This window comes from Bacillus cereus group sp. MYBK108-1, from assembly GCF_051917185.1.
Classification (GTDB): domain Bacteria; phylum Bacillota; class Bacilli; order Bacillales; family Bacillaceae_G; genus Bacillus_A; species Bacillus_A cereus.
Genome location: NZ_JBQAHZ010000024.1, coordinates 1 through 15,329, shown reverse-complemented (window position 1 = coordinate 15,329; position 15,329 = coordinate 1). Strand labels below are relative to the sequence as shown.

Sequence of the window (15,329 nt, the reverse complement as noted above, 5' to 3'; positions counted from 1 at the left end):
TGAATAGGGTAACGACTACCTGCTGTTGGCAAGTAGAAATTTATCTAATAAAAAGATCACCTGTTTCCAAGACAAGTGATCTTTTTGTATACATTTCCTTTACTACTTTTGAAGTTCATTAAATATTTCATTCCCTTCTTATAATCCATATACGAAAGTTTTCAAACCTTAAACGTTTGAGATTCCATTTCCCAATACTTCCTATAAGACTTTATAAAAAGTGTTCTCCAGCCACTAAAAACATGATTAACCAAAAACACACTATCATAAGACATACCGTCCTACACTTCCTTAAAAAGGATTCGACCTTTTCTACTATATATCCAAACATCATTACCCTCAAAATACCCTTTTTTTCTTGTGCCACCACCACTTAAGCTTTCGCATAAGTCTCCGCTTGTGATGGTTTTTCACAGACAAATAATTCTTTCTTCGTTATGCACTCCTAATTACATCTAAATGTATTTATTTTTAAGTAGAGATTTAAAATAAATTCAAATACACGATTAAAAATACTAACGTCCAGAAGGGTAAGACTAAAAAGAGAGCATTAACGCATCCTTCTATAAAAGCAAATGGACTTTCTTCCATTCCCCTTACGTTTTCCATATAAAGTTCCCCCTTCCCTTATTTAATTTTTTTGTTTTACCATACTAATAGGTTAACTCCTTATTTTCCTCGCTGCCGACCAGATAAGTAGCCAAAACCTCCCGTAAAACTCTCATTTTTATTTATGAATAAAAATAGCCCCTTACTTGTTTAAAGTAAGGGGCTATTTTAAGTATCTTTTAAATTAGAAAAGTCTGGGTAAAAAAAGCTTATTTTAATCTTCTCTAACAGTTGTGAATCTACCATATGAAATTTGGTTTTATAAATGTTGCTCCAGGTGATCAATTGCAAAATCTCTAATTGATATTAAAAATTTCTCATCTCCTGTGGAAAATAACATTTCTTTCGAGGAAATTTCTTCCAACAAAAAAGTCGTCCCATTCTAATACCTCCCAATATTAATTTGCCACTTTTTCAGTGTGTCTACATTGTGGAAAAGATGAACACCCTAAAAACACTCGTCCATCATGAGTTCGAGATACCAATTCCTCTCCACATTTCGGACACTTTCTTGTAGCTGGTTTTACTGATTTTCTTATATCAGCTGGTTTCTGTTCTGGATTTACTTGTACGATAAATTCCTGTAAAGATAATCTATCTAGTAATTTCACATTACATGCTCTTGCTAACTGTTTTGCTGATGATGTATATGTACTATTTGTGATTACCCATGCTTCATTAGCTTTATAAAAGGCTTTAGCTGCATAAATTTCTTGAATAGCTTTAATTCCTACTTTGTTCTTAAAACCATATCGTTTCGCCTGAATAACAATCTTATTTTTCCCTTTAAATATTAAATCTGCCCCAAAATCATGACTACCATTCGTGACAGCTGCCTTATATCCCAGCTTTATAAATAGAGCCTCAAGAAAGAATTCAAATTGTCTTCCATCCATCTGATCAATATCTCTGATTCCTGACTTTAAGAATATATTTTTCGCTTTACGCTTGTGCATTAACTTATAAAACATTACCAACACAAATAATATGATGCTGCAAAAAAACATATACGGTGAAACATCTATGAGAAGCAACCCTACACCTCCTTTTTAAAAAGAAATAATAAAAAAGACCAACTCTATCAGTTGCTCTAGACTTAATTCAGTATTAGATTCCTTTTATCTTTCCATAGCATTTTCTAACATGTTTTTGCGGAATAAAGAAAAAGCTTTATATTTATTAGGATGTGGATTTGGTGGCTCTTTAAATACCTTACTAATATCTTTTTGTAAATTATAAAATCTTTCATCCTCTTTTAACCAATCAACAGCTGCTTTTGGTTTTCCCCATTCCCTAGCAACTTGTTTTGGTTGCTTCATTGAAGCTATGGTATAAAAAAAAGAATCCTTATTTTCTTCAGCTGTTAATTCAACAGCGTAGAAATGGATTCTTTTATTTGTATCTGATTTTCCTAAAGATTGTATTTTATTTACTTTAAGCATTTTGTCTTCTATATGCTCATATTTACATTCCCCTTGATCTGTAGTTAAGAAATTTAATTTTTCAGCGATAATCGCACGTTCAAAACATTGCATTGCCTCTTTGTGACCTGGTGATTCTTCATTTAACACTTCTACAAAAATCCTCTTTTTCAAAATATCTTTGTAATTGTTTAGTACGGAAATCTTAGTATCTAAATCTATGCTGGTTAATGGTCTTGATATTTCATCATCATCAAAGAATTCAATTCTTTCAGTCTTAATCACGCCATATACAGGGACTTTTCTTTGAGCTGAATCTTTGTAATATGTAACATTTTCTGGAACTTTAATTTCATCTCTTCTCAACTTATGATTAGTTTGCTCTGTTCTTCCTCCATGCGAAGTTATTTGAAGAATTGGTAAGGCTAGAGTACTGTTATTCCCAGCGTTTATAATAAGACCGAATCTTCTTTTTCCTACCTGTGGCTCATTATCATTACTTAGAGCTTTCGGTTTAAAAGGATAAAATACCCTTACAATATCACCTGATTTATATATTCCCATTTGATTCACCTATCCCTTTATCTGATATAAACAACATCATCTTCATCAAAATCATCCTCATCTTCATGCATATCAATTAGTAAAAGAATCCTTCTATCCAGATGATATCCAGTATATTTTCCTTCTGCTACTAACTCTTGCATTGCCTGATCTAAATATTTTTGTTCGTAATCTTCAAGTTCCATTTCCTGAATAATTTGTTCTCTATCTTTCCCTTTCCATGAATAATCAGATAAAAATTCAATTGATTTTTTGTTTTCTATTTTATTATTTTCCATGTCAAAACCCCCATTTTATTAATAAGATTATTATACCACCTTTACACTTTTACACAAGTGTAAAAGTGTAAATTACAGAAAATATAAAAGACTAACTCTTTTAGTCTCTCTAAACCGTTTCAAGTATTGAATTTACAGTTCTTTTATCTTTCCATAGCATTTTCTATTGTGTTTTTGCGGAATAAAGAAAAGGCTGTATATCTATTAGGGTGTGAATTGGGCGGCTCTTTAAATACTTTAGTAATATCTTTTTGTAAATTATAAAACCTTTCATCTTCTTTTAGCCAATCAACCGCTGCTTTTGGCTTGCCCCATTCTCTGGCCACTTGTTCAGGCTGCTTCATTGAAGCGATGGTATAAAAAAAAGAATCCTTATTTTCTTCAGCTGTTAATTCAACAGCATAAAAATGGATTCTTTTATTCATATCTGATTTTCCTAAAGGTAATATTTTATTGATTTTGAGCAACTGATCTTCCATATACTCGTATTTGCATTCTCCTATATTTGTAGTTAGAAAACGTAATTTTTCAGCGATAATTACACGCTCAAAACATTGCATTGCCTCTTTATGACCAGGTGATTCTCTATTTAATGAATCTAAAAAAGATTTATCTTTCAAAATACCTTTGTAATTCTTTAGTATAGCGCTCTTAGTAACCAAATCTATTTTCGATACTTTTTTTATTATTTCATTATAATTAAATAATTCGATTCTTTCTGTTTTAATTACTCCATTTATAGGAATTCTCTTTTGAAGTGATGGTTTTTTATATGTAATATTTGGGGGAACTTTAATTTCGTCATCCCTCATTCTATAATTAGGTTTTTCTGTTTTCCCATCCCTTGTAAGAATTTGAAGAATCGGTAAAGCTACGGTTTTGTTATTTTTGGCATTAATAATAACACCAAACCTTGTTTTCCCTAATTTCACCTCATTTTCTTCACTTAGCACCTTTGGTTTAAAAGGATAAAATACCCTTACAATATCACCTGATTTAAATCTTTCCATTTTATTCACCTACTTTTTTACCCCATATATTCAGCGTCATTTTCATCAAATCCATCATCTTCTTCTTCATTCATTTCAAATAGTAACATAATTCTCTTATCTAATTCGAAACCATTATATTTTTCTTCTTGTATTAATTCTTTCATTGCTTGATCCAAATATTTTTGTTCATAATCTTCAAGTTCCATTTCCTCAATAATTTGTTTTCTATCCTTCTCTTTCCATGAATAGTTAGATAAAAAAGCACTTGATTTTTTGTTTTCTATTTTATTATTTTCCACGTCAAAACCTCCATTATTTTAATAAGGTTATTATATCACCTTTACACTTTTACACAAGTGTAAAAGTGTAAATTAATAAATAAAAAAGACCAACTCTTTTAGTCTCTCTAAACTTCATAAGTATTGAATTTAGATTTCTTTTATCTTTCCATAGCATTTTCTAGTGTATTTTTGCGGAATAAAGAAAAAGCTTTATATTTATTAGGGTGTGGATTCGGTGGCTCTTTAAACACCGTACTAATATCCTTTTGTAAATTGTAAAATCTTTCATCCTCTTTTAACCAATCAACAGCTGCTTTTGGCTTTCCCCATTCTCTAGCAACTTGTTTAGGCTGCTTCATTGAAGCGATGGTATAAAAAAAAGAATCCTTATTTTCTTCACCTGTTAATTCAACAGCGTAGAAATGGATTCTTTTATTCGTATCTGATTTTCCTAATGATTGTATTTTGTTTACTTTCAGTAGTGTATCTCCCATATGTTCATATTTACATTCACCTAAGTCAGTTGTCAGAAAGCTTAATTTTTCAGCAATAATGGCACGCTCAAACTTTCCCATAACATTTTTATGACCTGGAGAATCTTCATCCATTGTTCTTTTAAAATATGGAATGCTTACTGTATCTTTATATCTTTTCATTACCTCAATTTTTCCTTTAAGATCAATAGAAGTTAATTTCCTAGAAATTTCATCATCGTCAAAAAATTCTATTCGTTCCGTTTTTATTACACCGTGAATATTTACTTCCCCTTGACTATGTTTGTAATAAGAAACACCTTTTGGAACCCTTACTTCATCTGTTCTTAATACATAACCTGGTATTTCTGTTTTCCCATTATGACTTGTGATTCCCATAATTGGTAAAGCAACCGTTTTATTATTACCAGCGTTTACTATTAAACCATATCGGTTTTTTCCTTTTTCTAACATATCCGAACTTTCATTTTTTACCTTTGGTATATACGGATAAAATACCCTAACAATATCTCCAGAATTATACTCTACCATCAATAATTCTCCTTATTATATTAATTTTTATATATAATATCATCATCATTTAATGGGCCAACATCATCTTCATCCATAGCCATTCTTAATACAAAATAACTATCTAGATCTATGCCAGAATATTTACCTTTTGGTCCTAATTCATTCATTGCATCTTCTAAATAACCTTGTTCATAATCAGGTAATTCCATTTCTAAAATTATTTGTCCTTTTGTTTTTCCTTCCCAAGAATAATTTAATAAAAATTCCGCTGATTTTTTATTTTTCATATTAAAACCCCCATTTTATTAATAAGGTTATTATATCATCTCTACAACTTGTGCTCTTAGCTTATATACCCCCATATAATCGAGATAGGCACAAAGCTAGCCTTTTATGCCCCGCTTCAAATCCATTTCCTAGTGAATGCTTTCGTACTGCACTTTAAATTTTTACTAACTCATACTCTATGTGCCTTTCCTCCTTTACTTTTCTTACGACTCTCCTTAAGCAATCTCCCCCCTTTAATAAAAAATGAGACAATCACATTTAAAATACTTGCAACTACTATCATGCATAATGCAAATAGCCAATTATTCACCTATTCACCTCCTTTCAAGTCTAGCTTTCCAAATTATTAAATCGACTAGGAGGCACAAACATCTATAATATATACATCTACTTCATGATGAATAAACCTCTTACATTCCTCTTTGATAATTGCTAAACATTTTTCTTTTTTTAATCCTCCAATACCGCTTCCTATGATCGGCAATGCAACTGAACTATATTTTTTCTTTATTACTAATTGCAATGCGTTATAAGTTGACTGCCTAATGGAATACTCTGTTGCTTTCCACAAAGCATTAATACCAGCTACATGAATTAATGCTTTGCAATTTAAAAAGCCAGATGAAGTTATAACCGCCTCACCTAGCTTTAATAGCCCTTCTTTTTTCAATTGTTTAAATGGTTCATGACCTGCCTTTTTCCTAATTTCTTTTGAAACACCAGCTTCATTTAACAAATAACGTGGTAAAAAGTTTCTATTCCATGCATTAACTATTACATCAACTTTAGTATCATAATTTGTGATATTACCATTCTTCAAAAAAATTCTCACGCAATAATCAACCTTTCACTTTTTATTCTTCCCAAAAGTCATTAGAACTTTTTGCAATAAAAAAACTTCACATGTGAAGTCCACTAATTAACTATATTTATCTAATCAAAAATCAATATTCGCAATCGAAATTAGTATATAGGCTATAATCTCATAATATAATTATATCTCTAAAAATAGATAATTTACTCTCAACATACTCCCAAGAAACTCTCATTTTTATCTTTCATATCCATTTTCAATTTGTTCTTGTAATTGTTCATATTGTCTTTGGTTCTTCCATTGTTCATATTCATTATTCATATGATGGTTCATATTTTTTAAGCTTCTCATTATATTGGTTCGTTGTTTAAAACCAGACCGTATACGTTTACCACGAGAAAAAATATTTTTCCCCTTTTGAAATTCAGCTTGCTGTTGTTCTTTTGCTACCTGCTTCATTTCTTTTAAAACTGCGTTACCTAATCTAGTATATAGATCGTTAATCTTTGTATCACCAAATTGGTTATAACGTTGTTTATCTTCTTCACTTCCGCCATAAGCTTCTTTCATCATCTCCATTTCTTCTTCTAATCTCTCTTTTAATTCTTCAAATTCTTTTTTATGGTATTTTTCTATGTACATATCACTTAATTGATCTATTTTATCTCTTACATGACTAATAGAATTATAATTATACTGCCACTGTTTTTTATCTTCCGGTAGCTCTTTCATAATTTCGTCAAACAACTTTTTCATTTTTCTTTTCTCAGAAAGGTTTACATCTTTTTTACTTTTAACAATTTTATTTCGTATTAGATCATTAATTTTTTTGTACTCTTCGCTACGATTCATAATGCTATTTACTACTTTTGATTTCATTGCATCAATTGATTTTTGTTTTCTTTTTCCTCGATGCATTCCTTTAAATCTGCCTTTGGAAATTATCCTTCCGGCACTCGGTACAGGTTCGACCATTGCGACATGAACATGAATATTATCCGTATTATAATGAATGGCTGCCGACCAAATTGCTGTATCACGTAATCGTTCTTTGGTCATCATGACATCCATTGCTTTTCTTGTTACATCTTTTAATTTTTCTTCATCTAGCATTTTGCTTTTCGAGTCATAAATACCGTGTTTCTCTAACCATTCATTGTCAAAACTAATTACATCCTGCCATAAAACACTTTTGTTTTTTTGTGCCTTTTCAAAGGCCTCTTTTAATCTATTCTTACCATCCAATGAAACTACGTCTTCCTCTTTTGTAAAAAGTGAAGACGTTTTTTCCTCGTTCCCCATATAATCTTGATAAGAACTAAATTCATTTCTTTCTTTCTCAACAGCGTCTTTCCTTCCGATATAATCAATATAATCTCCAAATTCTTTATCTTGATTTTTACTAAAATCATTTTTTGCATATACAAATTGACTTTTAATTACTACACCAGGTGTATTCATTTATTCCCTCCCTAATTTGAATCACTTGTGCCTTTTTCTCTTTCTATCTTTTTCATCCGAGCATTTGAAATTTCGTCTTTAACAAACTCTTCTGCTTGTACGATTCCTCTAGACTTATACTGATTTGTTGTAGCTAGGTCCTTAAATTTATTCACTGCAAAATAATGATTTGCAAATTGCAATAACATCCTTGTATGTTTATCTGCTAGATTTGTACCAGCTCTAATTCTTCCTAAATCTTCATGAACAACTTCTTTAACTGCTCCTTTAATCTGTTCTAATAGATCATGATTTTGGTTTTGATGTTCAGCAACAATTCTTTCTAATGCATGGCTAGGTTTGATTCCATTTTCTTCTGCAAATTCTTTTATATAAGCGATTGTATTTTCATTTAAATAATAAGTCTTATCCACTTTTTTCTTAGACATATGTAAGCTCCTTTGCATATTTTTATTTAATCATTATCCAATTCGACTTCTTCAATAACTCGCAACACACGATTCATAGTTTGTGTATTTTGTTTTATGAGGTTCATGCTTTGTTTTTGTAATTCTATATGTTTATCTTGTAGGTCTTTCATATCTTGAAGCACTGCAAGATTACTAATGTATCTATGCAAAAATTCTTGTCTAGAAATTTTTTTTGCCTTTGCTAGTTCGTCAATTCGTTTCACTAAACTAGCATCAAGATCACGGATTAACACATTCATAGGGGAAAACCTCCAAATTAGTGATTTTAATTGCAAGAGCATAAGGGTTTTTTGCTATCACCGAAGGTGACAGGTTAGGCAGAGCCTAACAAAAACGTGATATCATCAGAAAGAGAAATTCAATGTAGTTTCATCGTGGTTTCAATGTATTTCCAATGTAAATCCAATGTAGTTTCAATGTAAATCCAATGGAATTTCAATGTAAATCCAATGTAGTTTCAATGTACTTATTCCAATCTTTATTTCGAACCAAAACTCCTTATATAATGGCAAAAAAATTATCAGATAACTTTTTCTATACAATCGGAAAATTATCTGATAATTATATTCTTAATGTTTATATTTCTTTTTATCTTTTAAAATAGCTTAATTTCATTCTGCTACATTAAACTTTTTACGCTGATCTTCTAATTTCTTCTGAAGGTTTTTCTCTTTTGCTTCTAGCTCTTTTATTTTGCTTTCTAGCTCTAATTTTCTCTTTTTATATTGTTCTATTTGAAGCTTTCTTTTTTGAATTTCTGATTCACTTTTTTCTTTTTCTTCTTCCGTTTGATATGCTTTATTTGCTTCAATTCTTTCAATTTCATTTACTATTTTATCTGTTAGTTCATCTTGTAATGGGATTGTTTTCTTTACATTATTTATTTCTAACTTTACAGATTGTAATTCTTCTTCCGTTTCATCTTGTGCGTACTCATTTTCATTTTTTCTTAATAAATCTTTGTTTGTTTTTATTTTTCGATAATCCCCTGTTAAGACAATTTTCTTTTCCTTTAGATTATTATTTTCTGCTTTTTGAATGGTTCCACCTTCGGTAGTTGTACTAGTTTCAAATGAATCAATCTCAGCTTTTTCATTTACAAATAAACCTATGACCTTATATTCTTTTGGCACTTCACTGACTTGGATAACATACGTATCTCCTTGATTAAATACAACTTTCGTTGGTAGTTCTTTAGCATTTCCTTTTTGTTTAGCTGTAAAAGATAATTTCGAACTTACATACGTTCCACTTTTTTCTCCTGTTTTAAGATGAACTTGCATTATATCTTTATCTGGATTGTACTCCCACTTTTTTAGATAAATAGTATTATAGTTTAATCCAGGTAACGGTCGATTAAATTCAGTTTGAACAATAGGATCGTCATTAAACATAAACTCTTTTGATGTTAAACAAATGGTTAAAATAACAACAATTCCTATCATAATGGCATAGTAAATTTTATTTTTATTACTTCCAACTTTAAATGCAGACAAACGAAACCCTCCTTTTATTTAGTGATTGGCAGATTGACTTGGTGGAAATGGCAATAGCTGTCTTGGATCAAAAGAAGTTCCTTGTTTATAATCATTTCCTCTTCTAGCTTCAAAATGAAGATGTGTTCCAGTTGAGTCTCCTGTATTTCCTTGTATCCCAATCTGTTGTCCTTTTTTTACATCTTGTCCAGTTGTTACATTTAATCCATCCATGTGCGCATAACGTGTAAACACTCCATTAGGATGTTGAATTGTAACCATGTTTCCATACGAACTAGATAAACGAGCATCTACAACTTTCCCATCACCTACAGCGCTAACCGGTGCTCCACGATACGCCACTAAATCTATCCCTGCATGAAGTGTTCCCCAACGACCGCCATAATCACTTGTAACAACATAATTGATTCCCACAAAGGGAAATTGAAAGTCTCCTTTCATATTTTCATCCACTTTAATTTCTCCTGTTCCTCCACCCTCTACAACCTCACATTGCATTGCTCCACCTAATTCTTGAGCAATTTTTGTAACAGTTGGAACCCAATATTTATTAAGCCCACCAGGATCATTGTCTGCTCCTATTGGTGCATACTTCCCACCGATTTGATCAATTGTTGTTAGTCCTTGTGAGATATAAAGTCTATTTAAGTTCCCTGCCATATAGACAAGCCCTTCCTCCAAACTTGAGAAGATTTGTAAGGTTTGCCAGTTCGTTTTTGGGTCCATTAATCCGCCAGGATTATTTTTATTAACAACCGCATTTGACTTCCCGTACCCCGTTTCATGAAGTGCAATAGCTGCTAATAGTACTGGATCAATCTTTGCTGATTCAGCTGCTTTCATAAATCCATCTGCATGATTCGCAAACGCTCCAGATTGATTTATTTTTGCATCAAACTTCGTACGATCAACCTGTCCTGTTAATTTACAACCAGCACCTATAATTAATCCAGAACCCCCTCCACTTCCACTGGAGGACTTATGAGAACCAGATATTGATATTGCTGATATGGCCCCAATAAAAAGGACTCCTAGTATTAAAACACCAGGAATCCCAAGCCATAAAAGAATCTTTTTAATTATTATTTTTTTAATATCCATGCATTATAAACCACCTTCAAAGAGGTTTATTTCATCTTCGGAGGCTTCTACTGTCATTGTTAAGTTCTGCACACCTTTAATGGCTAAAACACATTCTCCTTGCTGTAATAATGGAATTTGCCTTAACTCACTTTCGGATAACTGACCTTGGAAAATGTACCTTAGCGTATCTAATGAGTTCGCATCTTGCTGTAAGACAAACTTATATTGGGTTAGTTCAAATAGTGTTTTAATTTTAATTGCTACCTCATTATCCTTTGCATCTGAAACAAAATCTCGAACTGATTGTGAAGCAAAAAGAAGCCCACCAAAATACTTACGGGCTTCACGCGCAAATTCCAGTATAAAGTCTACCGCAATTGGGTTACTCGTATTAATCGTTAAATGTGATTCATCTAAAATAACTAACAAACGTCTTATAAGATCAAAGTCAAAGCCATCTTTATAAATTCCTTTACGTTGTGGTTCACCAATTTGAATGAGGTGATCCCAAATCAAACTAAATGCATTATACATTTGGGCATTAAAAACTTTTTTCTCCAAACTACGTAATGATTTTACAGAGAAGAATACAACTTGTTCATTTGTTAGGTCTTCTAATGTTGTATGTCCATTAAATAGATGACCGTATCCATTTACAATATCATCAAGAGCTAATTCGATTTTCTCTAGCCTAGCTGATCTAGAAAGGGATAATCCAGGGTTAATAATTCTCTCTTCCACATTCGAGTACAGCTCTTTCTTTACATATTCGAGTAATTCTAAAAAGATAGGATACTCTTCATTTTTTAAGTTAGTTACACCTGTAGTTTTTATTTTTTCTAAGAATCCTAATGATTCATAGAACTCTCTAAGTACTTTTTTATACTCCTGGATATCCGCATCTGTAACTTGTGGAGATAACAGACAATAAAAAGTAGCTGCCTTAGAAAGATGTTGTAAGAAAGAATGTGTCTCTATTTCTTCCATTGTTTTTTTATCTTCATCGTCTATCCTTGAACGATAAATTTGCAACGGGTTAATTAAACCTTGTGTACCATCAAGTGCCACCATTTGTCCGTTTACTTCTTTAATTAATGTTTCAAATTCTCCTGTTACATCAAATCCCCTAATAAAGTTATTTCTAATTTTATTATCTAAAAACAACTTTTTCAGAAGTGTACTTTTCCCTGAACCCATTTCTCCAATGAGTACACCGTTATAGTATCTACGTTGCTTATCTTTATGAAACAAATCAAATAACACACTACCACCCGTAAATGTAGTCCCTAGATAAGATCCTCTCGGATCACGTAATTGCGCATAATGAAAGGGAAGCCCAGCAGCTAATGTAAGCCCAGGCATTCCCTTTCCTTCTCTCTTATTTGCGTATGTAATTTGTTCTTCATACGGGCTAAATAAAGCTTTCCACTCATGCTCTTGTTCATTTAAAAGTACAGTCCCCTTGAAGCTTTGTGCCTCTAGTTCCGTTAAAACGTCCCCAACACTCTTTTCTAATTCCAAAGTCGTTTTTCCATGAACGTATAAACGAACATGAACCAACTTAATGACTTCTCCCAATTGTGATATTTGATGATATAGTTTTGTTAACTCATCATGCTTTTGAACAGCATCTAGTTGAGCAATCCCTTGTTTTTCATTACTAAAACGCATTTTTTGTTCTAACATGGACTTATTAATATTGGTTACAGTCTCACTTCTCTCCATTGTAGAAACATCTGTAACCACTATAACGTTCTTCATTGTAGTAATCGTCTTCATCCACTTTGCATCTACATTAGTAGGATAGTCAACAATGTGAATACAAGCTTCATAACCGTCTCCTTTTCTTACAAAGTTATCACCAAATCTTAAACCGCCTTTCGGTTGAATTTTCGCAAGAAATTCTAAATCATGTTTCTGTTTTTGCTTATTTTCATCTTGATCCCCCTTTTTTTTCTTTTTATTTAACATAGGAATGATATTAGCTAATTCAAACGCCATGATTAGTCCTCCTTACAATTTAGAATTTTGATTATTTAGTACACACAACACATCTATTTTCTTTTCTTTTGTAATCCTTACTAATGGAAAAGAATTTTTAAAATGGTTTTCTGCCATTCTACGTCTTTCTGATAATTGTTCTTTATTACTACCATAGATAAATAGGAAAAACTCCCTATCCGTTCTCTTTTCTTCTAAAAAGTTCAATTCAAATAGTTTACGATCAATATATTTGTGATTAATTGGATCTTGCGTTTCTTCTCTTTTTTTTCTCCAATACTCTTGTTGGATAGATGTATTAGAAGGAAAATTTAAAGATACTTCTTTATAATCATACGCATAACTCCGCATGTACCTAACCCTTTGATAGATCATCATCATTTCATCCGATTCATTTAGGGTATTTAAATCAGTAGTAGTAATTTGTAAAATATCCATGACTCCGTTTTTTAGAACAATATGATTCCCCTCATACCGTACAAAAGGAAGCATGCTTATCGTTTGGTTTGGCACTCGAACCTTTGGCTTTTTTTCTTTTTTTTCTTTCTTTATATTCTTTTTCGGTTTCTTTTCTTTCTTTTTTATAGAAAAAAAACCAGATTTCTCTGGTTTTTCTTCATCTGTTATTACAGGTACAACTATTGTTGGAACACCTGCAGCATCATTTAATTTTTGCTCTGTACTCATTTCTCTTTTCCTCCTTATTTTCATTTGAGTATTTAATTTCATTTTCTATCGCATTAGCATCAATAGGATGATAAGTAGTTTTATTACGCTTAATTAAAAAATATAAAGCAACATAATTTCGTTTTCCTGGATTTGTGGAAGAACTCATAACCATAAAAAGTAAAGCACCAAACCCTACTATATAGTAGGGAATGGTAAACCAATTGTGGACAAATTCACTTCCAACATTTAATAGGAAAAGTGTTCCTACGCCGATGATGGATAGATCCTTTGCATACAATGAGAAAATTAATTTAATCGGTGATTTTATCTCTTTAGGGATCTCATAACTCAATTACATCTTCACCTTTCTATTATTTAGTACTTACATATCTTCATGAACGCTAAACTTTTGTTCAGCATTATCATCCAAACGTTCACTTTGTAATACAGTCTGCTTATTATTTTCTTGTGAGACACTTCCTGTTTCTTGCTTCACATGATTTCTTTGAATTACCTCTGTCTCTTGTACAACCTCAGTCTTTTGAATAACCTTATTTTCTTGCTGAACGACTTTCTTTTGGCTCCCTGTCGGTGCTGGACCTTGTGCCGTTGGCGTTGAACCTTGTACACTCGGTGCTGGCTGACTCACTGTCGGTGTTGGGCGCTGTAGCGCTGGTGCGGATTGACCCATCACTGGCGCTGAGCCTTGTACACTCGGTGCTGGTTGACTCACTGTCGGTACTGAACCCTGTACACTTGGTGCTGGTTGGCTCACTGTTGGTGCTGGGCCTTGTACACTCGGCGCTGGTTGGCTCACTGTCGGTGCTGAGCCTTGTACACTCGGCGCTGGTTGGCTCACTGTCGGTGCTGAGCCTTGTACACTCGGTGCTGGTTGACTCACTGTCGGTGTTGAGCCTTTTACCGCTGGTGCTGGCTGGCTCACTGTTGGTACTGAACCTTGTACACTTGGTGCTGGTTGACTCACTGTCGGTGTTGTGCGCTGTAGCGCTGGTGCGGATTGACCCATCACTGGTGTTGAACCTTGTACCGCTGGTGCTGGCTGGCTCACTGTCGGTGCTGAACCTTGTACCGTTGGTGCTGGTTGACTCACTGTTGGCGCTGAACCTTGTACCGTTGGTGCTGGTTGACTCACTGTTGGTGTTGTGCGCTGTAGCGCTGGTGCGGATTGACCCATCGCTGGTGTTGAACCTTGTACCGCTGGTGCTGGCTGGCTCACTGTCGGTGCTGAACCTTGTACCGTTGGTGCTGGTTGACTCACTGTTGGCGCTGAACCTTGTACCGCTGGTGCTGGCTGGCTCACTGTCGGTGCTGAACCTTGTACCGTTGGTGCTGGTTGACTCACTGTTGGCGCTGAACCTTGTATCGTTGGTGCTGGTTGACTCACTGTTGGCGCTGAACCCTGTACACTTGGTGCTGGTTGACTCACTGTTGGTGTTGTGCGCTGTAGCGCTGGTGCGGATTGACCCATCGCTGGTGTTGAACCTTGTACCGCTGGTGCTGGCTGGCTCACTGTCGGTGCTGAACCTTGTACCGTTGGTGCTGGTTGACTCACTGTTGGCGCTGAACCTTGTACCTTCGGTACCGGTTGACTCACTGTTGGCGCTGAACCTTGTACCTTCGGTGCTGGTTGGCTCATTGTTGGCGCTGAACCTTGTACACTTGGTTCTGGTTGGCTCCCTGTCGGTGCTGAACCCTGTACCGCTGGTACGGATTGACCAGGTGCTGCCTGTATTTTGGGTTGATTTACTACTGGCTCGTTTACAACTCCTTGTCCCGTTGCTGGAATCGCTGGTTGTGATCCATTTACTTTTGGTCCGTTCGCAACTCCTTGTCCTGCTGCTGGAATCGCTGGTTGTGATCCATTTACTTTTGGT

The 15,329-nt window shown here is 33.7% G+C and carries 18 protein-coding genes and 1 pseudogene; all 19 read right to left on the bottom strand.

The annotated features are described in order from the left end of the window. Nucleotides 1–483: 483 nt before the first annotated feature. On the bottom strand, nucleotides 484–609 hold the full coding sequence (locus ACTFSL_RS24595; RefSeq protein WP_267239965.1) for a hypothetical protein: 126 nt from the start codon (nucleotides 607–609) through the stop codon (nucleotides 484–486). 398 nt (nucleotides 610–1,007) lie between these two features. Then, nucleotides 1,008–1,580, bottom strand: coding sequence for a restriction endonuclease (locus tag ACTFSL_RS24590; RefSeq protein WP_440042574.1), 573 nt, complete (start codon nucleotides 1,578–1,580; stop codon nucleotides 1,008–1,010). Between the two features lie 147 nt (nucleotides 1,581–1,727). Continuing rightward, the gene (locus ACTFSL_RS24585; protein ID WP_153579554.1) at nucleotides 1,728–2,594 is read right to left on the bottom strand and encodes a hypothetical protein; all 867 of its coding nucleotides are present in this window, start codon (nucleotides 2,592–2,594) and stop codon (nucleotides 1,728–1,730) included. A gap of 17 nt (nucleotides 2,595–2,611) precedes the next feature. Next, nucleotides 2,612–2,872 carry a hypothetical protein gene (locus ACTFSL_RS24580; protein WP_153579553.1) on the bottom strand — a complete coding sequence of 87 codons (261 nt, stop codon included), beginning with the start codon at nucleotides 2,870–2,872 and terminating at the stop codon, nucleotides 2,612–2,614. 143 nt (nucleotides 2,873–3,015) lie between these two features. Beyond that, nucleotides 3,016–3,882 carry a hypothetical protein gene (locus ACTFSL_RS24575; protein ID WP_153579552.1) on the bottom strand — a complete coding sequence of 289 codons (867 nt, stop codon included), beginning with the start codon at nucleotides 3,880–3,882 and terminating at the stop codon, nucleotides 3,016–3,018. A 17-nt stretch (nucleotides 3,883–3,899) separates the two neighbouring features. After that, complete coding sequence (locus ACTFSL_RS24570) at nucleotides 3,900–4,163, bottom strand: hypothetical protein (protein WP_194803781.1); 264 nt, start codon at nucleotides 4,161–4,163, stop codon at nucleotides 3,900–3,902. A gap of 140 nt (nucleotides 4,164–4,303) precedes the next feature. Further along, nucleotides 4,304–5,170 (bottom strand): hypothetical protein, encoded by an 867-nt coding sequence (locus ACTFSL_RS24565; RefSeq protein WP_088338628.1) that lies wholly within the window; start codon nucleotides 5,168–5,170, stop codon nucleotides 4,304–4,306. A 20-nt stretch (nucleotides 5,171–5,190) separates the two neighbouring features. Beyond that, nucleotides 5,191–5,439, bottom strand: a complete 249-nt coding sequence (locus ACTFSL_RS24560; protein WP_153579551.1) for a hypothetical protein — start codon at nucleotides 5,437–5,439, stop codon at nucleotides 5,191–5,193. A 170-nt stretch (nucleotides 5,440–5,609) separates the two neighbouring features. Beyond that, the gene (locus ACTFSL_RS24555; RefSeq protein WP_153579550.1) at nucleotides 5,610–5,750 is read right to left on the bottom strand and encodes a hypothetical protein; all 141 of its coding nucleotides are present in this window, start codon (nucleotides 5,748–5,750) and stop codon (nucleotides 5,610–5,612) included. Nucleotides 5,751–5,795: 45 nt separating this feature from the next. Further along, nucleotides 5,796–6,272: a macro domain-containing protein gene (locus ACTFSL_RS24550; protein ID WP_137050836.1), complete on the bottom strand. Its 477-nt coding sequence runs from the start codon at nucleotides 6,270–6,272 to the stop codon at nucleotides 5,796–5,798. A gap of 219 nt (nucleotides 6,273–6,491) precedes the next feature. Next, a complete protein-coding gene (gene mobP2, locus ACTFSL_RS24545) occupies nucleotides 6,492–7,715 on the bottom strand; it encodes a MobP2 family relaxase (RefSeq protein ID WP_440042545.1) in 1,224 nt (407 codons plus the stop codon). Nucleotides 7,716–7,726: 11 nt separating this feature from the next. Then, nucleotides 7,727–8,143, bottom strand: coding sequence for a hypothetical protein (locus ACTFSL_RS24540; protein ID WP_440042544.1), 417 nt, complete (start codon nucleotides 8,141–8,143; stop codon nucleotides 7,727–7,729). A 26-nt stretch (nucleotides 8,144–8,169) separates the two neighbouring features. Then, nucleotides 8,170–8,424: a ribbon-helix-helix protein, CopG family gene (locus ACTFSL_RS24535; RefSeq protein WP_440042543.1), complete on the bottom strand. Its 255-nt coding sequence runs from the start codon at nucleotides 8,422–8,424 to the stop codon at nucleotides 8,170–8,172. Between the two features lie 372 nt (nucleotides 8,425–8,796). Then, on the bottom strand, nucleotides 8,797–9,681 hold the full coding sequence (locus tag ACTFSL_RS24530) for a hypothetical protein (protein WP_440042542.1): 885 nt from the start codon (nucleotides 9,679–9,681) through the stop codon (nucleotides 8,797–8,799). Between the two features lie 18 nt (nucleotides 9,682–9,699). Beyond that, nucleotides 9,700–10,782, bottom strand: a complete 1,083-nt coding sequence (locus ACTFSL_RS24525) for a peptidoglycan DD-metalloendopeptidase family protein (RefSeq protein WP_153579545.1) — start codon at nucleotides 10,780–10,782, stop codon at nucleotides 9,700–9,702. Between the two features lie 3 nt (nucleotides 10,783–10,785). Then, nucleotides 10,786–12,765, bottom strand: a complete 1,980-nt coding sequence (locus ACTFSL_RS24520; protein ID WP_098855207.1) for a VirB4 family type IV secretion system protein — start codon at nucleotides 12,763–12,765, stop codon at nucleotides 10,786–10,788. 12 nt (nucleotides 12,766–12,777) lie between these two features. Further along, nucleotides 12,778–13,452, bottom strand: a complete 675-nt coding sequence (locus tag ACTFSL_RS24515) for a hypothetical protein (RefSeq protein WP_098295801.1) — start codon at nucleotides 13,450–13,452, stop codon at nucleotides 12,778–12,780. Then, entirely contained in the window at nucleotides 13,427–13,786 is a 360-nt protein-coding gene (locus ACTFSL_RS24510; protein WP_153579543.1) for a DUF5592 family protein, read from the bottom strand. The genes ACTFSL_RS24515 and ACTFSL_RS24510 overlap by 26 nt, the downstream gene beginning before the upstream one ends. A 30-nt stretch (nucleotides 13,787–13,816) precedes the next feature. Continuing rightward, a pseudogene (locus ACTFSL_RS24505) lies at nucleotides 13,817–15,329 on the bottom strand (hypothetical protein); the annotation flags it as partial.